The 23,237-nt window shown below is 68.9% G+C and carries 21 protein-coding genes and 1 riboswitch; of the genes, 5 read left to right on the top strand and 16 right to left on the bottom strand.

Annotated features, from left to right (window positions below; genetic code table 11):
* Positions 1–7 precede the first annotated feature (7 nt).
* The 6 genes from urtA to QNJ30_04910 form a co-directional block, all read right to left on the bottom strand.
* Positions 8–1,294 carry an urea ABC transporter substrate-binding protein gene (gene urtA / locus QNJ30_04935; GenBank protein MDJ0942782.1) on the bottom strand — a complete coding sequence of 429 codons (1,287 nt, stop codon included), beginning with the start codon at positions 1,292–1,294 and terminating at the stop codon, positions 8–10.
* Between the two features lie 366 nt (positions 1,295–1,660).
* On the bottom strand, positions 1,661–2,131 hold the full coding sequence (locus QNJ30_04930) for a hypothetical protein (protein MDJ0942781.1): 471 nt from the start codon (positions 2,129–2,131) through the stop codon (positions 1,661–1,663).
* Positions 2,132–2,136: 5 nt separating this feature from the next.
* The gene (locus QNJ30_04925) at positions 2,137–3,366 is read right to left on the bottom strand and encodes an agmatinase family protein (GenBank protein ID MDJ0942780.1); all 1,230 of its coding nucleotides are present in this window, start codon (positions 3,364–3,366) and stop codon (positions 2,137–2,139) included.
* On the bottom strand, positions 3,353–4,165 hold the full coding sequence (locus QNJ30_04920; protein MDJ0942779.1) for an ABC transporter ATP-binding protein: 813 nt from the start codon (positions 4,163–4,165) through the stop codon (positions 3,353–3,355). Before QNJ30_04920 ends, QNJ30_04925 begins: the two co-directional genes overlap by 14 nt.
* Positions 4,162–4,983 carry an ABC transporter permease subunit gene (locus tag QNJ30_04915; protein ID MDJ0942778.1) on the bottom strand — a complete coding sequence of 274 codons (822 nt, stop codon included), beginning with the start codon at positions 4,981–4,983 and terminating at the stop codon, positions 4,162–4,164. Before QNJ30_04915 ends, QNJ30_04920 begins: the two co-directional genes overlap by 4 nt.
* Before the next feature lie 24 nt (positions 4,984–5,007).
* A complete protein-coding gene (locus QNJ30_04910; protein MDJ0942777.1) occupies positions 5,008–6,066 on the bottom strand; it encodes a putative urea ABC transporter substrate-binding protein in 1,059 nt (352 codons plus the stop codon).
* A 383-nt stretch (positions 6,067–6,449) separates the two neighbouring features.
* Positions 6,450–6,559: riboswitch (guanidine-I (ykkC/yxkD leader) on the bottom strand.
* Positions 6,560–6,875: 316 nt separating this feature from the next.
* On the opposite strand from QNJ30_04910, the gene QNJ30_04905 reads away from it, so the two are divergent.
* Complete coding sequence (locus tag QNJ30_04905) at positions 6,876–8,159, top strand: cytochrome P450 (protein MDJ0942776.1); 1,284 nt, start codon at positions 6,876–6,878, stop codon at positions 8,157–8,159.
* A gap of 152 nt (positions 8,160–8,311) precedes the next feature.
* On the opposite strand, the gene QNJ30_04900 is transcribed toward QNJ30_04905, so the two are convergent.
* On the bottom strand, positions 8,312–9,058 hold the full coding sequence (locus QNJ30_04900) for an SDR family NAD(P)-dependent oxidoreductase (GenBank protein MDJ0942775.1): 747 nt from the start codon (positions 9,056–9,058) through the stop codon (positions 8,312–8,314).
* A 7-nt stretch (positions 9,059–9,065) separates the two neighbouring features.
* Positions 9,066–9,968, bottom strand: a complete 903-nt coding sequence (locus QNJ30_04895; GenBank protein MDJ0942774.1) for an NAD(P)-dependent oxidoreductase — start codon at positions 9,966–9,968, stop codon at positions 9,066–9,068.
* A gap of 134 nt (positions 9,969–10,102) precedes the next feature.
* Between QNJ30_04895 and QNJ30_04890 the strand changes: the two genes are divergently transcribed.
* Both QNJ30_04890 and iolC read left to right on the top strand, forming a co-directional pair.
* The gene (locus tag QNJ30_04890) at positions 10,103–10,966 is read left to right on the top strand and encodes a MurR/RpiR family transcriptional regulator (GenBank protein ID MDJ0942773.1); all 864 of its coding nucleotides are present in this window, start codon (positions 10,103–10,105) and stop codon (positions 10,964–10,966) included.
* The gene (iolC, locus tag QNJ30_04885; protein ID MDJ0942772.1) at positions 10,963–12,855 is read left to right on the top strand and encodes a 5-dehydro-2-deoxygluconokinase; all 1,893 of its coding nucleotides are present in this window, start codon (positions 10,963–10,965) and stop codon (positions 12,853–12,855) included. The genes QNJ30_04890 and iolC overlap by 4 nt, the downstream gene beginning before the upstream one ends.
* A gap of 151 nt (positions 12,856–13,006) precedes the next feature.
* On the opposite strand, the gene QNJ30_04880 is transcribed toward iolC, so the two are convergent.
* Positions 13,007–14,137 (bottom strand): Gfo/Idh/MocA family oxidoreductase, encoded by a 1,131-nt coding sequence (locus tag QNJ30_04880; protein ID MDJ0942771.1) that lies wholly within the window; start codon positions 14,135–14,137, stop codon positions 13,007–13,009.
* Positions 14,138–14,304: 167 nt separating this feature from the next.
* Here QNJ30_04880 and QNJ30_04875 point away from each other — a divergent pair, with 167 nt between their 5' ends.
* Positions 14,305–14,454: a DUF1127 domain-containing protein gene (locus tag QNJ30_04875; GenBank protein MDJ0942770.1), complete on the top strand. Its 150-nt coding sequence runs from the start codon at positions 14,305–14,307 to the stop codon at positions 14,452–14,454.
* Between the two features lie 23 nt (positions 14,455–14,477).
* On the opposite strand, the gene QNJ30_04870 is transcribed toward QNJ30_04875, so the two are convergent.
* From QNJ30_04870 to QNJ30_04860, 3 genes are all read right to left on the bottom strand, one after another.
* Complete coding sequence (locus QNJ30_04870; GenBank protein ID MDJ0942769.1) at positions 14,478–15,284, bottom strand: ATP-binding cassette domain-containing protein; 807 nt, start codon at positions 15,282–15,284, stop codon at positions 14,478–14,480.
* A gap of 1 nt (position 15,285) precedes the next feature.
* A complete protein-coding gene (locus QNJ30_04865; GenBank protein MDJ0942768.1) occupies positions 15,286–16,395 on the bottom strand; it encodes an ABC transporter permease in 1,110 nt (369 codons plus the stop codon).
* A gap of 69 nt (positions 16,396–16,464) precedes the next feature.
* Complete coding sequence (locus QNJ30_04860) at positions 16,465–17,415, bottom strand: sugar ABC transporter substrate-binding protein (GenBank protein MDJ0942767.1); 951 nt, start codon at positions 17,413–17,415, stop codon at positions 16,465–16,467.
* Between the two features lie 189 nt (positions 17,416–17,604).
* Between QNJ30_04860 and QNJ30_04855 the strand changes: the two genes are divergently transcribed.
* Positions 17,605–18,456: a MurR/RpiR family transcriptional regulator gene (locus QNJ30_04855; protein ID MDJ0942766.1), complete on the top strand. Its 852-nt coding sequence runs from the start codon at positions 17,605–17,607 to the stop codon at positions 18,454–18,456.
* A 308-nt stretch (positions 18,457–18,764) separates the two neighbouring features.
* On the opposite strand, the gene QNJ30_04850 is transcribed toward QNJ30_04855, so the two are convergent.
* From QNJ30_04850 to QNJ30_04835, 4 genes are read right to left on the bottom strand one after another with little or no spacing between them, the layout of a single operon-like run.
* Positions 18,765–19,640 carry a PHB depolymerase family esterase gene (locus tag QNJ30_04850; protein ID MDJ0942765.1) on the bottom strand — a complete coding sequence of 292 codons (876 nt, stop codon included), beginning with the start codon at positions 19,638–19,640 and terminating at the stop codon, positions 18,765–18,767.
* Between the two features lie 39 nt (positions 19,641–19,679).
* The gene (locus QNJ30_04845; GenBank protein MDJ0942764.1) at positions 19,680–20,258 is read right to left on the bottom strand and encodes an aspartyl/asparaginyl beta-hydroxylase domain-containing protein; all 579 of its coding nucleotides are present in this window, start codon (positions 20,256–20,258) and stop codon (positions 19,680–19,682) included.
* A gap of 51 nt (positions 20,259–20,309) precedes the next feature.
* The gene (locus QNJ30_04840) at positions 20,310–22,004 is read right to left on the bottom strand and encodes an ABC transporter ATP-binding protein (GenBank protein MDJ0942763.1); all 1,695 of its coding nucleotides are present in this window, start codon (positions 22,002–22,004) and stop codon (positions 20,310–20,312) included.
* 21 nt (positions 22,005–22,025) lie between these two features.
* Positions 22,026–23,174: a hypothetical protein gene (locus QNJ30_04835; GenBank protein MDJ0942762.1), complete on the bottom strand. Its 1,149-nt coding sequence runs from the start codon at positions 23,172–23,174 to the stop codon at positions 22,026–22,028.
* Positions 23,175–23,237 lie beyond the last annotated feature (63 nt).

The raw sequence follows: 23,237 nt of genomic DNA, 5'->3' as shown, positions 1-23,237 counted from the left end.
ACAGACTTCAGTTCAAGGCGTAGGTCGGCGCCTCGCAGTTGCCGCAGACCCAGGGGTAGGTCCAGTCGGCGGTGAGCTTGGCACTTTCCGGGATGTAGTCGCTCCAGGCATCGCCGGGCACCTCGGCATCGGTCGACCAGACCGTCTCGATCATGCCGTCGTCCTGGATCTCGCCGATCAGCACCGGCTTGGACAGGTGATGGTTCACGTTCATCACCGCCGTGCCGCCGGTGAGGTTCGGCACCGTCTGGCCGTACATGGCCTGGCGCACCGCGTCGACGTCGGTCGAGCCGGCCTGCTTGACCGCCTGGGCCCACATCCGGAAGCCGATGTAGGTCGCTTCCATGGGATCGTTGGTGACCCGCTTGCTGTCGCCGATGAAGGCGTGCCACTGCTCGATGAAGGCGTCGTTGGCCTTGGACTCGACGCTCATGAAGTAGTTCCAGGCCGCGAGGTGACCGACCAGCGGCCCGGTGTCGAGACCGGCCAGTTCCTCTTCCCCGACCGAGAAGGCGACGACCGGGATCTCCTCGGCGGCGATGCCCTGATTGCCCAGTTCCTTGTAGAAAGGCACATTGGCGTCGCCGTTGATGGTCGAGACCACGGCGGTCTTCTTGCCCTGGGAGGCGAAGGCCTTCACCTCGGCGACGATGGTTTGCCAGTCGGAATGCCCGAAGGGCGTGTAGTTCTCCATGATGTCGGCGTCGGTGATGCCCTTGGCGTTCAGGAAGGCCCGCAGGATCTTGTTGGTCGTGCGCGGATAGACGTAGTCGGTGCCGAGCAGCACGAAGCGTTCCGCGCCGCCGCCGTCCTCGCTCATCAGGTACTCGACCGCCGGGATCGCCTGCTGGTTCGGCGCGGCGCCGGTGTAGAAGACGTTGCGCGAGCTCTCCTCGCCTTCGTACTGCACCGGGTAGAACAGCAGACCGTTCAGCTCCTCGAAGACGGGCAGCACCGACTTGCGGGACACCGAGGTCCAGCAGCCGAAGACCGCGGCGACCTTCTCCTTCTCCAGCAGCTCGCGCGCCTTCTCGGCAAAGAGCGGCCAGTCGGAGGCCGGATCGACCACCACGGCCTCGACCTTCTTGCCGAGCAGCCCGCCGCTGCGGTTGATATCGTCGACCATCATCAGGACGGTGTCCTTCAAAGTGGTCTCCGAGATCGCCATGGTGCCGGACAGCGAATGCAGGACCCCGACCTTGATGACGTCGTCGGCAGCCCGAACGGCCGGACTGCCGGTTACGGCGGCGGCCAGGGCCGCGGCCGCTATAGCCCCCCTTGTCACGGATTTCATTGCTCACACTCCGCTAGACGTTGATGTTGCACCGCAACATTCTGCGAAAGCCCTGCCGAGCATGTCAAGCATCAATGAAATAAAACGCACTATATTCAATAGAATTGACCGCCACTTACAATCAATTGGCAAAAGAACACCAGCGCCCAAGACAATATGACTTGCGCGTTATTGTATTCTGAAAGCCTCGCCTGGCCGCTCTTGATTGCGTTGACGGCCGGCACGGCACGACGTATTGCCTGGAGTGCGCGGATGGCAACGTCCGCTAGAGGCTGATGTTGCACAGCTGATGCCTCTCGGCCTCCAGGTGCGTCCGCGCGCCTGGAGGCCACGTCTTGGCGCACTCCGGCGCGCCGGGAATGGCGTCTAGCCCGCTCCCCGCTCCTCCTCCTCCTTCAGAATCTGAACCATCTCTCCGAGGTCGACGTCGCGCCGCTCGCGCAGCGAGACGTAGACGAAAACCATCGTGGCGCGCTCGCGGATCATGCTGGCCGGAAAGGGCAGGTAGACGAGGCCCTGCGCGTTGAAGCCCGGCGAGGCGGTCGCGACCTGATAGGCCCGGCGCAGCTCGACGTCGACCAGGCGCAGCACCTCGCCGTCGCGCCCCGAGAGCTGCGAGGGGATGCGCGCCACGCGCAGGAAGCTCGCCTTGTCCTCGGCCGCGTCGAAGCCTTCCATCAAGGCATCCGCCAGCAGAGAGTCATCGTCCCACGAGCGGCCGGTCGCCGCCGGCGGCTCGCCGTGCGGATGGGAATGCAGGTGCTCTTGGTCCGGCGGATGGTTGTGACCGAGCGGCCCCTGTCCACTGCCGTTAGACCCCTTGGTTCCGGTCGCCATGGCCCTCACCCTCCCTCGGCCGAGAAGTCGACCGGCCTGTCGATGAGGTCCTTGTGGGCGCCGAGCTTGCCGTGGGCGACCAGGCTGCCCAGCACGTCGACCATGACCCGCGTGGCGAAGAGCGAGGTGATGTCGGAGGTGTCGTAGGGCGGCGAGACCTCGACCACCTCCATCCCGCAGATGCCTTCGGCGGCGACCTTGCTGACCAGGCTCAGGGCCTCGCGCGGCAGGAAGCCGCCGGGCTCCGGCCAGCCGGTGCCGGGCACGAAGCCGCAGTCGACGCTGTCGATGTCGAAGCTGAGGTAGACCGCGTCGGCGTCCTTCCAGGCCGTCTCCAGGGCGATCTCGGCCACCTTGTCCAGGCCCAGGCGCTCGACGTCGGCCATGGAGATGATGGTGGTGTCGCGCTTGCGCGCCTCGGCCACCGCCTCGCGCGGCACCTGCCAGCCGCCAATGCCGATCTGCACCAGGTTGGTCGCCGGCACGTTCTCCATGTTGGTGGCGTGGAACCAGGGCGTGGTGTGCATGCGCTCGTCCAGGTCCTTCTCCTGGATGTCGGCGTGGCGGTCGAAGTGGACGATGCCGATCTTCTTGGAGGTGCACTGGGCGATGCCGCGCAGCGTGGCGAAGCCGATCGAGTGGTCGCCGCCCATGATCAGCGGCAGCGCGCCCGCGGAGAAGACGTGGCTCACGGCGCGCGAGATCTGGTCGAAGGTCTTCTCGATGTTGGCCGGGATGGTGAAGACGTCGCCCAGGTCGCAGAGCGTCATCTGCTCGCGCAGGTCGACGCCCAGCTCGTAGTTGTAGGGCGTGTAGAGGGCCGAGATGCGCCGGATGCCCTGGGGCCCGAAGCGGGTCCCGGGGCGGTAGGTCGTGCCGCCGTCGAAGGGCACGCCCAGGACCGCCGCGTCGTAGTCGCCGACCCGGGCGACGTCCTCGACATAGGGCGCCTTGAGGAAGGTGTTGATTCCGGCGTAGTGCGGCAACTCGCCGCGGGCAAAGGTGGAGATGCCGCGGTCCTCGATGCTGTCGGCCGCGGCCAGGCCGACCCGAACCGCCCACTGCTGCTCCTTCCGCCAGCCGTCCTCCGGCAGCTCGGCCTCTTTCAGGGCGGAGCGCCAGCCCTGGAGCTGGAGCTTGTCGAAGTCCGGATGATGGCGGCGGCGCCCGGGCAGCGTCCGAGCGAAACCGCCGGCCGCGCGGAAGGTCCGGCGGAAGGGGTCAGCGAGCAACATCGGCGGATCCTTGCTTCAAGGGTCGGGAAGCCTGCCAGGGCGCCTTGGCCTCGGCCACCAGCGCCGGCGGCGGCTTGCGGTGATCCTCCAGCGGCAGGTCGTAGGTGATGGTGGCGCCGTAGGCCTGGGGCGCGTCGGGGTCCCAGCGCAGCTTGTCGAAGACCAGGAGCCGGGTGCCCAGCATGAAGCCTTCCTTGAGGTCGTGGGTGACCATGAAGACGGTCATCTTCTCCTCTTCCCAAAGGCCCAGCAGGATCTCGTGCATGCGCAGGCGGGTTCCCGGGTCGAGCGCCCCGAAGGGCTCGTCGAGCAGCAGCACCTTGGGCTTGGGGATTAGGGCCTGGGCGATGGCGAGCCGCTGCTGCATGCCGCCCGAAAGCGTCTTGGGATAGGCGTCGCGGGCGTGGTCGAGCCCGACCCGGGACAACAGGTGCCCCGCCCGCTCCCGGGCCGCGCGGCGCGACCGCCCGTAGAGTCGCCCGAGGAAGGGAGCGGCCCTCAGCTCCAGGGGCAGGATCAGGTTCTCCATGACGGTCAGGTGCGGGAAGACCGAGTAGCGCTGGAAGACCACGCCGCGGTCCGCGCAGGGCTCGGCGGAGATCGGGGCGCCGTCCAGGTGGATCTCGCCACGGCTCGGCCGCTCCTCGCTGAGCAGCAGCCGCAGGAAGGTCGACTTGCCGCAGCCGCTGGCGCCGACGATGGTGCAGAACTCGCCAGAGGCGACGTCGAGGTTGATCCGCTCCAGGACCGTGACCGCGCCGTAGTTCTGCTCGAGATTGCGGATGGAGATCCGGCTCATAGGCTCTGCTCTCCCGGAAGCCAGCGGAAGGCACTGCGCGACAGGCGCTGCAGCAGGTAGTCGAGGAGAAAGGCCAGCAGGGTGATCCAGGCCACGTAGGGCAGGATCACGTCCATCGCCAGGTAGCGCCGGACCAGGAAGATCCGGTAGCCCAGGCCCTCGGTCGCGGCGATGGCCTCGCTGGAAATGAGGAACAGCCAGGCCGGCCCGAGGGAGAGGCGCAGCGCGCCGATCAGCCGCGGCAGGATCTGCGGCAGCACGACCCGGGTGACGATCTGCCAGCTCGAGGCGCCGAGGGTCTGGGCCTTGATCAGCTGCTCACGCGGCAGCGCGGCCACCGTGAAGGAGAGGTCGCGAATCAGGAAGGGAGTCACGCCGAAGACGATCAGCACAACCTTGGCCAGCTCCCCCAGGCCGAAGACGATGAAGAGGATCGGCAGGACCGCCAGCGGCGGCACCATCGACAACGCCGCGACCACCGGCGCGAAGGCGGCACGCATCATCGGCAGCAGGCCGATCGCGATACCGGCGACCAGGGCCAGAGCGGTCGCGATCGAGAGGCCGAGGAAAAGGCGCAGCAGGCTGGCCAAGGTGTCCGCCCAGAGAAGATAGGTTCCCTTGCGGGCGTCGGGTTGGAAGGCGAAGCGGTCGATCGCGGCGGCGAAGCTCTCGAGCGACGGCAGCAGCTTGTCGTTCGGGTTGACCGCCAGCCGGGCGTCGGAGGCGAAAAGATAGGCGGCCGCGAGCACCACGAAGGGCAGCGCTCCGAGCAGGATCTGCCCGGAGCGACCCGGCCGCCGGTTAATCGCCCGCGCCATCTCACCTGTGCCGAGCGCGCGGCGCTAGAGTTCGCCCTCCGCGGCCTTGGTCATGAAGGCGGCATCGAAGCGCAGCTTGGTGTTGGCGCCGTCGCCCAGGGTCTTGCCGGAGGGAAAGGTCATGCCGACGTGGTCCGGGCTTGCCGCCCCCTCGCCCAGGATGCCGTGGTCGAAGAGGAACCTGCGGACCACGTCCATGGTCTTGACCAGGTCGTCGCTCCGGGCGAAGGCGGCCGCCTCAGCCGGCGTGTAGAACATGCGCGTCGTGCTCAGCTGGGCTTCGTAGCCGGCCAGGTCGGTGCCCGATTTCTCGCCCATGAAACGGCGGGCTTCTTTGCCGAGGTCGTCGTCCTTGGCCATGAGGCCCATGGTCTCGTACCAGGCGCCCACCAGGGCCTTGCCAAAATCCGGATTGGCCTCCAGCACCTCGGTGTTGACCACCATCATGTCGATGATCTCGCCGGGGATGTCGGCCGAGGTGTAGAGCAGCTTCGCGCCCGGCTCCGCGGCGACCTCGCTCAGAAGCGGGTTCCAGGTGACCACCGCCTCGACTTCGTCGGTCTTGAAGGCGGCCACCATGTCGGCGTCCGAGGTGTTGACCACGGTCACCTCACGCTCGGACATGGCGACGCTGTCGAGCGCCCGGGCAAGGAGGTAGTGGGACACGGAGAGCTCGACCAGGTTGATCTTCCTGCCCTTGAGCGCGGTCAAGTCACCGTCGCCCTTGACCACCAGACCGTCATTGCCGTTTGAGAAGTCGCCGATGATCAGCGCAGTGGAATCGAGCCCGCCACCCGCCGGGATGCTGAGCGCGTCCATGTTGGTCATAACGCAGCCGTCGAAGGCGCCAGCCGTGTACTGGTTGATGGATTCGATGTAGTCGTTGATCTGCACGACCTCGATGGAGATGCCGTACTTGTCGGCCCACCTGTCGACGATGCCCTTTTCGGCGGCATAGGCCCAGGGCATCCAGCCGACATAAATCGACCAGGCGATCCTGAAGGAGTCCTTCTTGGCCGCAAGCGCCGGCTGCGCCGTGATCGCGAGGGCGGCGAGCAACAAGGCCCAAAAGCTCTTCGTCATGAAGTTTCGCAGCATCCCTAACCTCCTGTCCGATCGCGCGACCGGCAATGGGCCGTCCGCATGGGCAAGGTCGCGCTCCGTTGCTGACGGGCGAGCCGCAGCCAGCCTGTCCAGGCAGAGGCCCAGCGCCCTTTTTCCGTTGCTACGCGCATAGGTTGTCAATAGTTCACACATCGCCTAGCGGAAGTTTTCAAGCTCGACAAAATCCATCGCCGCCGAAAGGTCTTCCATACCTGCGGGCTTCGCTCGGTGCCGGAAGCAAGGTCATCAAGACAGGTCGCCACGCCTTCAAGCTCCTGGTCAGAAATTACCTTTTCTGTTCCGGAGGTCGGCGACGAGGATGAGTGGAGATCCCTGAAGCCAGCCTCAGGTCTTTCGCAGTGATCTCCCGGGATTTTGGCCCGCCGTGGCTCCGGGGTACTTTTCCGCCCCGGAGTGCGTCTCTCGGACCAGACACCACCGTTCGATGGCCGGAACCCTAGACGCCCTGCGTCCAGCGTTTTCGCAAACCGCGTGCCAAACCTGCAGGGATGCCCTGACCCAATTCCGATCCCGCGCGCCGCCTGGGATTTCGCGGCCTTCGGTCCGCGAACGTGCGCGCGCGAACGGGCCCCAAGCTTGCACATATATTGCGCAACCCGGAATCCTTGCCCAATTCCTGGGCAGGGATTCCGGGACCAGACGGCGATGATTGTCGCCTTGGCAAGCGCTCAGCCGCCGGGGGTTCCCGGGTGCCTGGATTGACTCCCAAAGCGCCCCAACACAGAGTCCTCCTTCACTCCCCTCTTGTGAGCAGGCAATCGGGTTCCGTGGCAAAGCCTCCGAAGCGGCCCTCAGGCCATGGCGCAGCCTCGACGCCCAGCGGCGATACGACCGCCGCCGCGCGGGAAGTCGCCGCCAGATTCGATCCGCTGAAGCTGCCGGACTCCTTCTATGAGGATCCCTTTCCGACCTACCACGCGCTGCGGACCTGGGATCCGGTCCACCGCTGCGCCGACGGATCCGTCTTCCTGACTCGCTACGACGACCTGCTCGCGATCTACAAGGACGCGAAGCGCTTCAGCTCCGACAAGAAGAAGGAGTTCGGGCCCAAGTACGGCCCGACGCCGCTGTTCGAGCACCACACGACCAGCCTGGTCTTCAACGACCCGCCGCTACACACCCGGGTCCGGCGGCTGATCGCCGGCGCCCTCACCCCGGCGGCCATCGCCCGCATGGAGCCGGACCTGGTCCGCCTCGTCGACCGCCTGCTCGACCGGGCACAGGACGAAGGCCGGCTCGACCTGATCGACGACTTCGCCGGCGCCATCCCGGTCGAGGTCATCGGCAACCTGCTGGACGTGCCGCAGGCCGACCGCGGGCCGCTGCGCGGCTGGTCCCTGGCGATCCTCGGCGCGCTCGAGGCGACGATCTCTGAGGAGGTCATGGCCCGCGGCAATGCGGCCGTCGTCGACTTCCTCGACTATCTCCGCGGCTTGGTGGCAGAGCGGCGTCGCAAGCCGGGCGATCCGCGCAGCGACGTGCTGACGCGGCTGATCCAGGGCGAGGCCGACGGCGAGCAGCTGACCGAGACCGAGCTGCTGCAGAACTGCATCTTCATCCTCAACGCCGGCCACGAGACGACCAGCAACCTGATCGGCAACGGCCTGGTCGCGCTGGCCACCTGGCCGAGGGAACGCCGCCGTCTGATCGAGGACCCCGGTCTGATCAAGACGGCGGTGGAGGAGGTCCTGCGCTTCGAGAGCTCGAACCAGCTGGGCAACCGGATCACCACCGAGCCCGTGGAAATCGGCGACGTCGAGATGCCCGCGGAGACGCGCATCACGCTCTGCATCGGCGCGGCCAACCGCGACCCGGCGCACTTTCCGGACCCCGACCGCTTCGACATCGCCAGAGCACCGAACCGGCACCTCGCCTTCGGCGCCGGGCCGCACGTCTGCGCCGGCCTCAGCCTGGCCCGCCTCGAGGGCCAGGTCGCCGTCGGCCGTTTCGTTGCACGCTTCCCTGGCTACGAACTGGCCGAGCCACCCCGGCGCGCGCGCCGCGCCCGCTTCCGCGGCTTCGTCTCGGCGCCGGCAGTGGTGACTCCCTAGGGCTCACTCATGAGCATCGGAGGGTCACCCCCTCCCCGACCCTCCCCCATCAAGGGGGAGGGAGACGACAACGGGCGCCGCCCCAACTAAGCCCTCCCCCTCGATGGGGGAGGGTTGGGAGGGGGTGACCCTTCGGAGCAAGCAAGCCGGCCTTAGTCCATCAAGAGGCCGCCGTTGATGTCGATGATCTCGCCGGTGATGAAGCCGGAGAGGGGCGACACCAGGAAGCGCACCACGTGGGCGACCTCCTCGGCCTCGCAGAAACGGCCGACGGGTATCTCGGCCAGCAGCTTCTGGCGCTGCGCCTCGGTCAGCTGGTCGGTCACCATCGGGGTGCGGATGTAGGCCGGCGCGATGCCGTTGACCGTGACGCCGGAGGCCGCCGACTCCCGGGCCAGGGAGAGGGTCAGCGCGGTCAGCCCGCCCTTGGAGGTGCTGTAGGCCGTGCCCGCGGTCAGCCCTCCGGTCTTGGACGCCAGGGAGCAGATGTTGACGATGCGGCCCCAGCCCTTGGCCTTCATCGCCGGCAGCCATTCGCGGGCCAGGTAGAAGGCCCCGTCCAGGTTGACGCCCATCACCCGGCGCCACTCCTCCGGCGCGGTCTCCGCCGCCTTGTTGTTCGACAGGATGCCGGCGTTGTTGACCAGGACGTCGACCTCGCCCTGCTCGGCGCGGATCCGGTCGCAGGCCTCGGCCACCGCCTGCGCGTCGGCGATATCGAGCGCCAGCGGCCGCGCGGCCGGGCCGAGGCCGATCGCGACCTCCTGCAGGCGGTCGGCCGCGACGTCGAGCATCACGACCTTCAGGCCGGACTCGACCAGGGCCGCCGACACCGCCGCGCCCAGCACCCCGGCCGCGCCGGTGACCAGGGCGCACTTGCCGTCGAGAGTCTCGGTCATGCCTCGATCACTCCCCCAGGATCTTGGTCCCGTTCAGCTTCGCCTGGGCGCGGATCAGGTCGCCGACGTAACCCTCGGCGAAGCCGATGTTGAGGCCCTGGACCAGGGCGTGATGCACGCCGTTGCCCAGGTTGCCCGTCAACTGGGCGGCCTCGGTCATGCGGGTATAGTAGCGCAGATCCTTAGCCGCGTTGGCCAGGCTGAACTTCAGGCCGGAGAAGTCGCCCTCGTTCATCGCCTTTGGGACGATCATCTGGAAGATGCCGCTGTTGGCACCGCCGGCCGAGACCACCTCGTAGAACTTGCCGGTCTCGACCCCGGTCGCGGCGCAGGCCGCCAGCGCCTCGGCGATCAGGGCAGCCTGGCCCATGGCCAGGAAGTTGTTGACCAGCTTGCACTTGTGGCCGCTGCCCACCGGGGCGACGTGGAAGATGTTCTCGCAGAAGGCCTCCAGCACGGGGCGGATCTCGGCGAAGGTCGCCTCGTCGGCGCCGACCATGGTGTTGAGCCGCCCGGCTTCGGCCTCGACCGGGGTGCGGGCCAGAGGCGCGTCGGCCAGAACCGCGTCCCGGGCAGCCAGGTCCTCGGCGAGCTTCGCCGTGGTTGCCGGCTCGCTGGAGGAGCAGTCGATCACGATCAGCCCGGCGCGCGCCGCCGCCAGGATGCCCGCCTCGCCATAGGCCACGGCCTCGACCTGAGGCGCCCCGGTGACGCAGGTGATCACGATATCCGAGGTCTCGGTCAGGGTCTTGGGATCGGGAACCTCCTGGGCGCCGCGGGTGATCAGATCCTCCAAGGGCGCCCGATTGCGATGCGCCATGGCTGTCACCGGGAAGCCCTTCTCCAAGAGGTTCTTGGCCATTCCGTGACCCATCAACCCCACACCGATAAAGCCGATTCGCTTGGTCATGGCGCGCGCCTGCCTCCCTAGAAGGATGAATAGATTTTCTAGATCTTAAGATTGAAGGAATTTTCTTTTCTTGTCAAAATGGAAAGCCTTTGCTCCAATACCGCCCGGAACACCGGAGAGCGCAGCGGAGGACCATGCCCGACGCCAGCCAAGCAGCGCAGCCCGCGCCCGGCGACTTCGACGCCCTGAAGGACAGGATCGCCGGGCGCTACGGCAGCCTGAGCGGACAGCTCAAGCGGATCGCCGAGTTCGCCCTGGACCATCCGGACGATCTGGCGCTGGCCACGGTGACCTCGGCCGCCGACCGGCTGGGGGTGCAGCCCTCGAGCATGGTGCGCTTCGCCAAGGCCTTCGGCTACGACGGCTTCAGCGACATGCAGCAGGTCTTCCGCCTGCGCCTGATCGCCGCCGCGCCCAGCTACCGGGACCGCATCCGCTCCCTCGAGAGCGCGGCGGAGGAAGCGGAGACCACGGCCGGTCTGCTGCAGGCCTTCGCCGACCAGGGCCTGGCCGCGCTGGCGCAGCTGCGCGACCACACGCCCGCCGAGAGGATCGATTCGGCGATTGAGATCCTGGCCGCGGCCGAGACCCAGTTCGTCCTGGCTCAGCGCCGCGCCTTCCCCGTCGCCTTCTACCTCGCCTACGCCCTCGGCCGCCTGGAGCGCCGCTGCCTGCTGCTCGACGGCGCCGGCGGCCTGCTCGCGCAGCAGGCGGCGCAAGCGGGCCCGGCCGACGCGCTGATCGCCGTCAGCTTCAAGCCCTACGCGCCGGAGGTGGCCGAGATCGTGGCCCAGCGCGTGGCCGCCGGGGTACCGGTTATCGCCATCACCGATTCCGCGCTCAGCCCCATCGCCCGCGACGCGACCCTGAGCTTCGAGCTCCAGGAGCCGGGCGACCGAGGCTTCCGCACCTTGGTCGCGCCGATCCTGCTGGCCCAGGTCCTGGTCGTCGGCCTGGGGCGCCGCCTCGCCAAACCCAGTCAGGAGCCGATCCAATGACCGAGCGGCCGCTCGACCTGATCTGCCTCGGCCGCGCCGCCGTCGACCTCTACGGCGAGCAGGTCGGCGGCCGCCTGGAGGACATTCAGAGCTTCGCCAAGTACGTCGGCGGCTGCCCGGCCAACGTCGCCATCGGCACCGCCCGGCTGGGCCTGAAGAGCGGCGTCATCAGCCGAGTCGGCGACGAGCAGTTGGGCAACTTCGTGGTCGAGACCCTGGCCGCGGAGGGCGTCGAGACCGCCGGCATCTCCGTCGATCCCGAGCGCCTGACCGCGCTGGTGATCCTCGGCATCCGCGACCGCGACCACATCCCGCACATCTTCTACCGCAGCGACTGCGCCGACATGGCCCTGGCGGCGGAGCAGATCGACCCGGCCTTCGTCGCCTCGGCCCGCGCCCTGCTGGTCACCGGCACCCACCTTTCCCGGCCCGGCGTCGAGGCCGCCAGCAAGGCGGCGATCGGCCACGCCCGCGCGGCCGGGACCAAGGTGATCTTCGACATTGACTACCGGCCGGTGCTCTGGGGCCTGACCGGCCACGCCAGCGGCGAGAGCCGCTACGCTTCGGATCCGGAGACCTCGCAGCGATTGCAGGAGATTCTGCCCGACTGCGACCTCGTGGTCGGCACCGAGGAAGAGATCCACATTGCCGGCGGCGTCGCCGACACCGGCAGCGCCCTGCGCCGGATCCGGTCGCTGACCGATGCCGTGCTGGTCGCCAAGCGCGGCGCCCGAGGCTGCATCGTCTTCGACGGCGCAATACCCGCGGACCTGGAGGCCGGCGTGGTCCAGCGCGGTCGGCCGGTCGAGGTCTTCAACACCCTGGGCGCCGGCGACGGCTTCATGAGCGGCTTCCTCTCGGGCTGGCTGCGCGACCGGCCGCTGGCCGAGTGCGGCGAACTCGGCAACGCCGTTGGGGCGCTAGTGGTCTCGCGCCACGGCTGCGCCCCCGCCATGCCGAGCCGGGAGGAGCTGGCGCAGTTCCGGACCTCGGGGCGGCCCGACGCGGCGCTGGAGCGCCTGCACCGGGTGACCACGCGCGGGACGGCGCCGGCGGAGGTGGCGGCCCTCGCCTTCGACCATCGCAGCCAGCTCGAAGCTCTTGCCGAGCGCCAGGGCCTGCCCTTCGCGCGGATCGCCGAGTTCAAGCTGCTGATCGCGCAGGGCCTGGAAACCGCCGCCGGAGACGCGGCCTGCCCCGGCGCCCTGGTCGACGGCCGCTACGGCGAGGCCGTGCTGGCCCGCTGGGCCGGTCGCGGCTGGTGGCTGGCGCGCCCGGTCGAGGTGCCGGGTTCGCGCCCGCTGGCCTTCGAGACCGATCCCAACCCGGGCCTGGCCCTGCGCGCCTGGCCCCGAGAGCAGATCGTCAAATGCCTGGTCTTTTATGACACCGAGGACCCCACCGAGCTGCGCGCGGCGCAGGAGGCGAAGCTGCGGCAGCTCGCCGAGGCCTGCGCGCAGACCGGACACGAGCTGCTGCTCGAGGTCATTCCCCCGGAGGCGCGGCCTGACGCCGAAAGTGCCGTAACCGCCGCACTGACCGCGCTCTACGACGCGGGAATCTCCCCGGACTGGTGGAAGCTGCCGCCGGCCGCGAGCGCGCAGGCCTGGCGGGAGATCGGCGAGATCATCCAGGCCCGCGATCCCCATTGCCGGGGCTTTCTGATCCTGGGCCTCGGCGGCACGCCCGCGGACCTCAAGCGCAGCTTTGACGCGGCGGCGGGCAACCCGCTCTGCCGCGGCTTCGCCATCGGCCGCAGCATCTTCCAGCCCGCGGCCGAGGCCTGGTTCGCCGGCGAGCTCGACGACTCCGGCGCCATCGCCGCCATCGCCGAGAACTACCGCAAGATCCTCGCGCTCTGGCAGTCGAGGACGACCGCCGCGGAGTAGTGGGCCTCGACGCCACCGCCCGACTACAACGCCTCTGTCATCCCCGGACTTGATCCGGGGATCCATAGAGACGCGGCACCATGGATTGCCGGATCAAGTCCGGCAATGACAGCAGGTGGAGTGGAGAGCGTTGAGCGACGAAGGCGAGGGCTCATGCCCCCGCCACCTCAACCCACTCCCGGCGCTCGGCCGAGCGCGCCAGGGCGTGGATCACCCGCTCGACCTTGACGCCTGCGGCGAAGTCGAAGATCGCCGGCTCCTCGCCGCGGATGACCCGCAGGAAGTGGCGGGCCTCGATCACCTTGAGGTCATTGAAGCCGAGGCCGTGGCCGGGCGCCGGGCAGAAGGCGTCGTAAGGCGGATGCTGCGGACCGGTGAGGATCCGGCGGAAGCCTTCCGTGCCCGGATCCTCGCCGGCGCGGAAGAGGTGAATCTCGTTGGGCCGCTCCTGGTCGAAGCGGATCGTCCCCCGGTCGCCGTGGACCTCGAAGCAGAGCGCGCTCTTGCGGCCCCAGGCGGCGCGGCTCATGGCGAAGGTGCCGGTCACGCCGGAAGCGAAGCGCAGCAGCGCGCTGGCGATGTCGTGAGTCTCGACCGCCCGCCTCTCCGCGGCACCGGCCGCGACCGGGCGCTCGGCGATGGGCCGGTCCCAGACCGCGGCGACCTCGGCGATCTCGCCGACCAGGAAGTGGGCCAGACAGACCATGTGGCTGCCGAAGTCGTCCAGCGCGCCGTAACCGGAGCGGCCGTCGTCCCTCAGGCCCCAGGGCATCGCGCCATCGGCCATGAAGTCCTCGTCCATGCTGCAGCGGAACTGGGTGACCCGGCCAATGGCACCCTCGCGGATCAGGCGCCGGGCCTGCTGCAGCGGTGGGTTCTGGATGTAGTTGTAGCCGATGATGGTGCGGCCCGGGGCCTGGGCGGCCGCGGACGCCATGGCCTCGGCATCGGCCAGGGAGACCGCCATGGGCTTCTCGCACCAGACGTGCTTGCCGGCCGCCAGCGCCGTCAAGGCGATCTCGCAATGCAGGTGGTTGGGCGCCGCGATCGAGACCGCGGCCACCGCCGGGTCGGCGGCGACCTCGCGCCAATCGAGGGTCCAACGCGCGATGCCGAAGGCCTCGGCGGCGGCCCTGGCCTCGGCCTCGGTCAGGGCGCAGACAGCCTCCAGCTTCGGTCGGGGCAGGTCCCCGCCGAAGGTCGGGCGCACCGCGTTCCAGGCCAGGGCGTGGCACTTGCCCATGTAGCCCGTGCCGATGAGGCCGACGCCGAGTTCCGTCATGACCGTCCTTTCCCTTTCCTCTCCACAGGTCCGCCGGTGCTATGCAAGCGCTTCATGGCGGGGCTGCGAACTCGCCGCTGCTGCCGCCTCGCCGCCGGTACTACCTCTGGTCGGAATTGCTGCCGCGCAGCACCTCTGCCCGTCCGGGCGAGCCTGAGGAAAAGGCCATGTGGATCACGGCTGTCCTGAACCGCTACCGCGCCTGGCGCACCTATCACCGCACAGTGTCCGAGCTGGAAGCGCTCGATCAGCGCGAGCTCGACGACCTCGGAATCGGCCGCTGGCAGATCCGGAGCCTGGCGCGCCAAGGGGCCTGAGCTCCGGAGCTGCGGCACCGTCCTCACACCGTCCCGCCGAGCTCGTCGGAGAGCTCCTGCAGCTCCTGGCCGCCGGCCATGAGGTTCTGCAGCTCGTCCATCGAGACCTCGTCCTTGCTCTTGAGGCCCAGGGTCTGGCCGCGGTTGAGCACCGTGAAGCGGTCGCCGACGGCGTAGGCGTGGCGGACGTTGTGGGTGATGAAGATAACGCCCAGGCCCTTCTGGCGGACCTGGTTGATGTACTTCAGGACCATCGAGGTCTGGCGCACGCCCAGCGCCGAAGTCGGCTCGTCGAGGATCAGGACCTTGGCGCCGAAGAACACGGCCCGGGCGATGGCGACGCACTGGCGCTCGCCGCCCGAGAGCGTGCCGACGGCCTGGCCGGGGTCGCGGACGTCGATGCCGATGCGCATCATCTCCTCCCGGGCAACCTTGTCGGCGTACTTCATGTCGATCCGCTTGAAGGGCCCCCAGCCGACCCTGGGCTCGCGGCCCATGAAGAAGTTCCGGGTGATCGACATCAGCGGGATCATCGCCAGGTCCTGGTAGACCGTGGCGATGCCCTTATCCAGGGCGTCGCGGGGCGAGTTGAAGTCGACCGGCTCGCCGTCGACCAGGAACTCGCCCTTGGTCGGCTTGTGCACGCCGGCCAGGGTCTTGATCAGGGTCGACTTGCCGGCCCCATTGTCGCCCAGCAGGCACATCACCTCGCCGGCCTCGACCGCCATGCTGACGCCGGCCAGGGCGATCACCGAGCCGAAATGCTTCTCGATGTCGCGCACCTCGATCAGGGGGGCGGCGCCGTTCGCGCTTCCGTCGCTCGCGCTCATGTCAACGCTCCCCTGTCACCCGGCGGCGGATGACGTTGTTGAAGAGCACCGCGCCGAGCAGCATCATGCCGAGGAAGACCAGGTACCAGTCCTGGTCGATGTCGGTGTAGGTCAGGCCGATGGCGACCATGCCGAAGATCACCGCGCCGAAGAAGGCGCCGATCGCCGAGCCGTAGCCGCCGGTCAGCAGGCAGCCGCCGATCACCGCGGCGATGATCGCCTCGAACTCCTTTTGGAAGCCGCGCCGCGCGTCGGTCGAGCCGGCGTCGAGCACCGTCAAGATCGCGACCAGGGCCGCGCAGCCGGCCGTCGTCATAAAGAGCGCCGTCTTCACCCGGTTGACCGGCACCCCGGAGTTGCGGGCCGCGTTGGCATCGCCGCCGCTGGCGAAGATCCAATTGCCGACCCGGGTGCGCAGCAGAACCCAGGTCGCCAGGGCGGCGATCGCCAGGAACCACAGGACCTCGACCGGCAGGCCGGCGACCTTGGGCTTGCCGCTCTTGAAGGTCTCGATCCAGCCCTGCTCGGCCATCCAGGCGAAGAGGCCGGTGAAGGCGTCGCCGCGGAACAGCCCGGCGACGGGATCGCCCTCGATCAGGTCCTTGATGCCGCGCAGCTGAGTCGAGCCGCCGGTCGCCCACTTGAGCCCGACCAGGGTCATGCCGCGCAGGATGAAGAGGAAGGCCAGGCTGACGATGAAGGACGGCAGACCGGTCTTAAGGACGATGGTGCCGTTAACGGCGCCGACGGCGGCGGCGGCAGCCAAGGTCACGATGATCGCCAGGAGCGGCGGCAGGCCAACCACGGCCAGCGCCACCCCGAAGACCAGCCCGGCGAAGGCCACCATGGAGCCGACGGAGAGGTCGAACTCGCCGGCGATCATCAGCATCGCAGCCCCGATGGCGAGGATACCGAGCTGGGAGGCCGGCGACATGAAGGTGACGACGCCGGCCAGCGAGAACATCTTCCCGCTGGCGGCGAAGGAAAAGAAGATGATGATCAGGATAAGGCCGGCGAGCGCGCCGAGCTCCGGCCGGCGCATGAGCCGGGTGACGAAGGGCGTCTGCTTGAGCCTCTCGTCCCCGCCCCGCGCCATCGTTGTCGTGGTCATGGCTGCCTCCCGGAGGAGACGGGCGCGCTTCTCGACGGCGCGCCTTCCATCTCCCTAACCAGTACTCTGTTAGCGAATGCCCTTTGCGCTGAGGTCCACCGCCAGCGCAGCCTTGTCCTTGGTGATCAGGTTCGGCCCCGAGGGCACGTTGCCGCCGGGCATCAGGCCGAAACGGGCGTTCATCGCCAGGAAGACAACCGGCAGGTAGCCCTGCAGGTACTGCTGCTGGTCGATCGCAAAGGCCGCCTTTCCGGCCGCCACCGCCTTCAGGAAATCGGCGGAGAGATCGAAGCTCCCAACCTTGATGCTGTCCAGCTTGCCCAGCGCTTCGACGGCGGCGAGGCTCGGCTCACCGGCGGTCGAGGCGCCGAGGGCGAGAATTGTGTCGATCTCCTCGTCGCTGTCCAGGGCGGCCTTGACCTTGGCCTCGACCTCGGAGGGCTCGTTGCTGACCGGCAGCACGGTGACCGGGCCCCCGAAGCCATCCTTGAAGCCGGCGCAGCGCTGGTCCAGGGCCACGTTGCCGACCTCCTGGTTGACGCAGAGCCCCTTCTTGCCGCCCAGGGCCGCGAGCTTCTCGCCCCCGGCCTTGCCGGCATCGTACTCCTCCTGGCCGACGTGCAGGGCCGCGCCCAGCCCCTTCGAGACATCCGAGCCGGAGTTCATCGAAACCACGGGAATGCCAGCGTCGACCGCCTTCTTGATGGCGTCGCCCAGGGCGTCGGCGTCGGGGATCGAGACCACCAATCCGTCGGGCTCCTGGTTGACCGCGGCGTCGATCAGCTGCGCCATGGCGACCATGTCGAAGGTCTCCGGCGCCCGGTAGTCGACATCCGCGCCCATGTCTTTGGCCGCCTGGGTGACACCGTTCTTGACCACGGACCAGAAGGGGTCGTTGGCCTGACCGTGGCTGACCACGATGATGCTGACGTCTTGAGCCTGGACCGGGCCCGCCGCCAGACCGACGGCGGCCAGGACCAGGGCCGCGTTCAGGAAAACCCGCTTCAGTTGTCTGATCATGTCTTGCCTCCCTCTCATGGCTCCGCGACGCCGATCGCGCCGGCCTGCCTGTTGCGACCTGAAAGACTGGAACAATCGAACCGTCTTAGTCTATAATTGGATAAAATATTCCATAATTGCGGGACACCCTCAAGGGGAATCCCGGAGGGAGGCCCCGAATCCGGGCCTCGGGCGGAGGCGACGTCACAAATGGAACGGGCCGAACGGAACGAGAAGGCGCCGCCGCCGAAGGATTTCGACTCGCTGCGCAACTTGATCGCAGCCGAGCACGGCCGGCTGCCGAAACGCCTGGCCCAGGTCGCCGCCTTCATGCTCGACAACCCGGACGAGGTCGCGCTGGGGACCTCCGCGTCGATCGCCGAACTGGCCAGGGTGCAGCCCTCGACCCTGGTCCGCTTCGCCCAGACTTTGGGCTTCTCCGGCTTCTCGGACCTGCAGGCGCTGTTCCGCGAGAGACTGCGCGGCTATTGGCCGTCCTACGGCGACCGCGTGCAGGCGCTGCGCTCGGACGACGAGACCGAGGCCTCGCACCGGCTCCTCGGGCGTTTCGCCGGAACCGCCATCAGTTCGATCGAACGCCTGCGGGACTCCGTCGCCGCAGAGGACATCGACCGCGCGACGCGGACCCTGGCCGCGGCGCGGACCATCTATCTGCTGGGCCAGAGGCGCTCCTATCCGGTCGCCAGCTACCTGGCCTACGCCTTCCAGAAGCTCGGACACCCGGCGATCCTGCTGGAGAATGCGGCGGGGACGATCATGGAACAGGCGGCCTTCATGACGCCCGAAGATGCCTTGCTGGTCGTGTCCTTCACGCCCTACAGCCCGGTGTCGGTCGAGATCGCCACCCGTGCCAAGCAGGAAGGCGTCCCGGTGGTCGCGGTCAGCGACAGCGCCTTCTCGCCCCTGACCGGCGTCGCCGAGGTCTGGCTCGAGGTCGTGGAGGCCGACCTCAGCGGCTTCCGCGCCCTCTCGGCGACCCTCTGCCTCGCCATGACCCTAGCGGTCGGGGCCGCCGAGCATCGCGGCGGCGCGATCAACTAGGGCATGACATCCGGCCAGACGCAACTGCGTCCGATCGGGAAGTGCGCTGGCGGGCCGACCCATCTTCCCGGCGCCGCACAAGACTGATCATTCCGCTTAAATCACATTATGGAATTTCTCTTCCACCACCTGATCGAGGCTCAGCGCCCTGGAAGTGAGGTCCGGGATCGGAGTCGCCGCCGAAGAACCGGCGGCGACTTTCACTCACGGGTTGCGCCGGGCCGGCTTCGCCGCGGCGGGCGACCTCGGCTTGGTTGGCCGGGCGCGAGCAGCCGGCCTCTTTAAGCCGAACCGCGAAAGGCTTGTCCTCAAGGCCTGGAGAACCACGCCATCACCTGCTCGACCAGGCCGCCGTCGCGCACGCAGTCCTCGAAGGCATGGCCGCAGCTCGGCAGGCTGCGAAAGCGGACCTCCGCGGCGACGCCGGTCCTGGCCGCCGCCCGGCGCAGCGCCTGGCTCCAGCGCGCCGCCCGCTCGACCCGGGTCAGGCCCTGGCGCCGATCGACCCGCTCTTCCTTGCGCAGGGCGGAGTCACGTTCGACGTCCCGCTCGCCGACCAGGACCAGGATCGGGATCTCGAGGAAGGCCTCGAGCTTCGGCCGGAAGCGCTGCGAGGCGCGGGGTCCCGGCGCCAGGCCGTAGGGGTAGGCGTCCAGCGTGTCGGGCAGGGTGTACCAGCCGGCCGAGGACACCGCGAGCCGCGCGACCCGCTCCGGATGCAGCAGGGCGAAGCGATGGGCGAACTGGGCGCCTCCCGAGAAGCCGAAGAGGTCGAAGCGGTCGACCTCGACCCCGGTGGCCTCGGCCACCTCGCGCAGGGTGGCGAAGAGCGCCCGGTCCGCTTGGCAGCGGTCCACGATGACCCTCTGGTAGCGCCGGCACTGCGCTTCGGAGAACAGGGGCGCGATCAGGACCCGACCGCTGCGCTCCGCCGAGGCTGCGAAGGCCACGAGGTGCTCATCCGCTCCGCGCGAGATGCCGTGCACCGTGACCAGCGGCAAGGCCTCCGGGTCGACCCGGTTGGGAACGTAGAGGTAGTAGGGGATGCCCTCCTCGTCCCGCGGCAGGCGCAGCTCGAGCGCTGCGCCCGGTTGGGCCGCCTGCACGGCGATCTGGGCTGGAAGATCGGAGGCATGAGACGCCGCCGCGGCTAGAATACCCGTCGTCACGATGAGCACCTTCATGGGAAAGGGTGAAACCTGATCCAGGATGGCGTGGGCCGCTCAAGCGGCCCAGGCCTTGCTGTAGACGTCGGCGATGCGGTGGCCGGGCAGGAGATCGAAGATCATGTGGATCCGCTCCGCCGAGCCGTCATTGTGGGCCTCGTGCACCGCCTTGTTGTCGAACCACCAGAGCTCGCCGACCCGCATGCGGACCTCCTCGTCGCCGCTCTTGAGGTAGCTGCCGGCCGCGCTCTGCAGGACCAGATGGTAGCGGTCGCGGAACTTGTAGTACGCGCCGCGGTCGATGTGCGGGTAGACCCGGCGGCCGGGCATCAGCCGGACGATCTTGGCCCGGCTCAACTCGGCGCCCTGCTCGGCCGCGAAGCTCTCCAGGAAGGCGCGGGCGACGACAAACTTGCGCGAGGCCGTGGTATAGCGGCTCTCGTGCACGTCACGGCGCTTGCGCTTGCCGATCTTGGACTTGACCAGGCCTCTGAGCGGAATCGCCTGCGCTTCCCGCTGGACCGCGATCTTGTCCTGGCGGCCGGTGCTGAGGTCCCAGGCATCGGGTATCGAGGCGATCTCGTCGAGGAAAGGCTGCACGTCGACGTCATGCTTGATCCTGCGGAAGTACTTCATCGCTTGGTCTCCTGTCTCGCTCGCTGGGGTTTACGGTTTTCGGGTTCGAAGTCAGCCCACGGCCCGGAGTGCCGGGGGTGTGGCGTTCTGCGCCAGCCAGTCGGCCGGCGCGACCTCGACGAGGCCACCGGCTTCCACTTTAAGGATCCGATCGGCCTTGGCGGCCCGCGCCGGGTCATGGGTGATGAAGACGACCGTGCCGGCGAAGCTCCCGACGACCGCTTCCAGGGCGTCACGGGCCGCATCGTCCAAGTTGGCGTCGGCCTCGTCGAGAAGCAGCACGCGAGGCTTGGACAGCAGGGCGCGGGCCAAGGTGATCCGGGCACGTTCGCCGGTCGAGAGTCCGCCGCCGCTTTCGGAGATGCGGCTCTCGATGCCGCCCGGAAGGCGAGCCACCAAGGCCTCGAGCCCGAGGGCAGCGATCGTCCGCTGCAGGTCTTCGGTGCTCCAGTCGCCCGCGCCATAAGTCAGGTTGAGCCGCAGCGAGCCGCGCAGCAGCGGCAGGTCGGGCGAGACCATGGCGAAGGCCCGGCGTACCTCCTCCCAGCGGCACTTGCGGAGGTCCTGGCCGTCCAGCCGGACCCGGCCCTTGTCCGGATCGAGAATGCCGCCGATCAGACGCAGCAGGGTCGACTTGCCGGCCCCGTTGGCACCGACGACGGCGACCCGCTCGCCGGCCTCGATGGTCGCATCGAGGCCGCGGAAGAGTCCCTCGAGCTCGAGATCGCGCAGCTCGATGCGGCCCGGACCCGGCTCGAGGTCAAGCGCGGTCCGGCGTTTGGCGCGGCGCCCGACCGGCTTGAGCGCGAGCATCTGCTCCAGCTTCTCCCGCGCGATCAAGGCGCCGTTCCAGTATTCGTAAACCCGACCAAGGTCCTGCAGGCGCGGCGCCAGGAGGCCGGCGACCACCATGGCTGCGACCACCGCGCCGGGGCTGGCGAAGCCGAGCCCGACCTGCAGGGCGCCGGCGAAGAGGGCGCAGGCACCGGCGAAGCTGGCGCTGGCCTCGGACAGCGCGCGCAGCAGGCCGATGACGCTGGCCCGGGCGATCAGGGCGCGGCGCAGGCGGGTGCTGAGCCGTTCGAAGCGTTTCTTCTCCTTCGCCTCCTGGCCGAAGGCCTCGACCACGCCGATGTTGGCGACCCTGTCGTTGAGCTGCGCCGCCAAACGGCCCCGGCGGCGGCGCGATTCCCGCGTCGTCGCCCGCAGCTGCGGACCGACCGCCAGCGCCAGGCCGGCCGCCACCACGACGGCGATCCCCACCGCCAGCGCGACGACCGGCTCGACCACGGCGAGGACCGCGATCGCCAGCACCGTCGATAGGCCGCTGACCGTGAGCCGCGCCAGGCCGTAGCTGATCCACTGGCGCAGGGCGGTCAGGTCGCCGACGAAGCGCAGCACGATGGCCCCGCGGCTCATCTGCCGGGCTCCGTCCGCACCGATTCGGGCGACGTGACGGAACAGGCGCAGCCGCACGGCATGGACGTAGCCCTGGCCGAGGTGCTCGGCGTCGAGATGGCCGCGCCAGCGCAGCCAGGCGCCGATGGCGATCGCCAGGCTGAGACCGGCCGCGAAGAGCCCCGCCTCCCGCAGCGGCAGGGGCGCCTGCGGCGAGATCAGCCGGTCGAAGCCGTTCTTGACCAGCAGCGCGGTCGCCACCGCCACGCCGGCCTGCGCGACGCCGTTGGCGACGAGGTAGGCGAAGCGCAGCCGGCGGCGGCCGGACAGGACGGTGGGGAGGCGCATCGGAGCTGTCCCGGCTTCGGGTCAGGCCGGGATCCTGGCCGGCGCGGCCAGGCGCGGCGGCATCCAGACGCCGTCGGTCAGGTCGTCGAGCGAGACGATCGGCGTCTCGAGCACGCGTGTCGCCTCGCGCACGGCCAGAGGGCTCGACGTCATCCGACCGGCGAGGGCAATCGGCGCCATTGCGTTGGCGGCCAGCCGGCGGACGCCGGCCTCGGCGCCCATGGCGTCGCTTGCCGCGACCACCACGTCGTCGACCAGCTCGGCGAAGGCCGTGGTCTCGACCAGGTCGGCGGTCTCCGAGAAGAACAGGCCGTCTGCCAGCTCCAGGATGATCACGTCGGGCCGGTCCTCCGCCAGGCTGCGGACCATCGCCGGCAGCAAGGCGGTCAGCTGCTCGGCCGGTACCTTGTAGGTCGAGGCGTAGCCGAAGTCGGTGAAGTCGAGCACCTCGGAGGCGCCGGCGTCGACATAGGCCCAGCGGTCGCCGCCAGCGCCGGTGCCGGTCACCTTGCCGACCGCGACCTTCAGGCCGTTGCTGCTGAGACCGCGGACCATGCCGGCGATGGTCGTAGTCTTGCCGGCGTTCATCGAGGTGCCGACGACTGTCAGGGTGTAAGGCCGAATGGCAAGCGGCCGCGCGCCGGACAGGGCGTAGTCCTTCAGGTTGAGGACCCGGCCCTCGGCGTCGGCGACCAGGCCGAGCGGGGTGATCTGGGTCGCCGGCTTGGTCGAGCCGTGGCGATTGACGCAGAGCGCCGCGATCCCGCCGGCCGCGACCATGTGGCAGGGCTCCAGCCGTTTCGGGACCACCGCCTCGAACTGGTCGCTGGCGTAGCGGGCACCGTAGCAGAGCAGGACCTCGTCGCCGACGTAGAGCTGGCCGCGGCGGCCTTCGGGGCTCTCGATCCGGCGGTGATGGCCGATCCGGTCGATCCGGGCGAGCACCAAGTCACCGGTCTGTGGCCGGACCCCGCAGGTCAGCAAGCTGGCGGCGTCGTCGAGGACAATCCGACGGGTCGCATAGGAGCGCTTGGCAGCCTGCAGGCGTCCGGGCGCGAGGGTCTGGGGCGGCATCGAGCTGCTGCGCGGATCCGGCCGGTTGAGGTTGACCGGCGCAGCCGAAAGGACCCGCCTGGCGTCCGTGCCCAGAGTGCTGATTTCCTTGATCACTACCGTCTCCTTCGTTGCAGGTGCCATGTCCTTAGAACGGAACAAGCGGGGATCTATTCTCCG

The sequence above is a fragment of the Kiloniellales bacterium genome, assembly GCA_030066685.1.
Lineage (GTDB): Bacteria > Pseudomonadota > Alphaproteobacteria > Kiloniellales > JAKSBE01 > JAKSBE01.
Note: the sequence above shows the minus strand (reverse complement) of the source record. Positions and strands in the feature narration are given on the sequence as shown.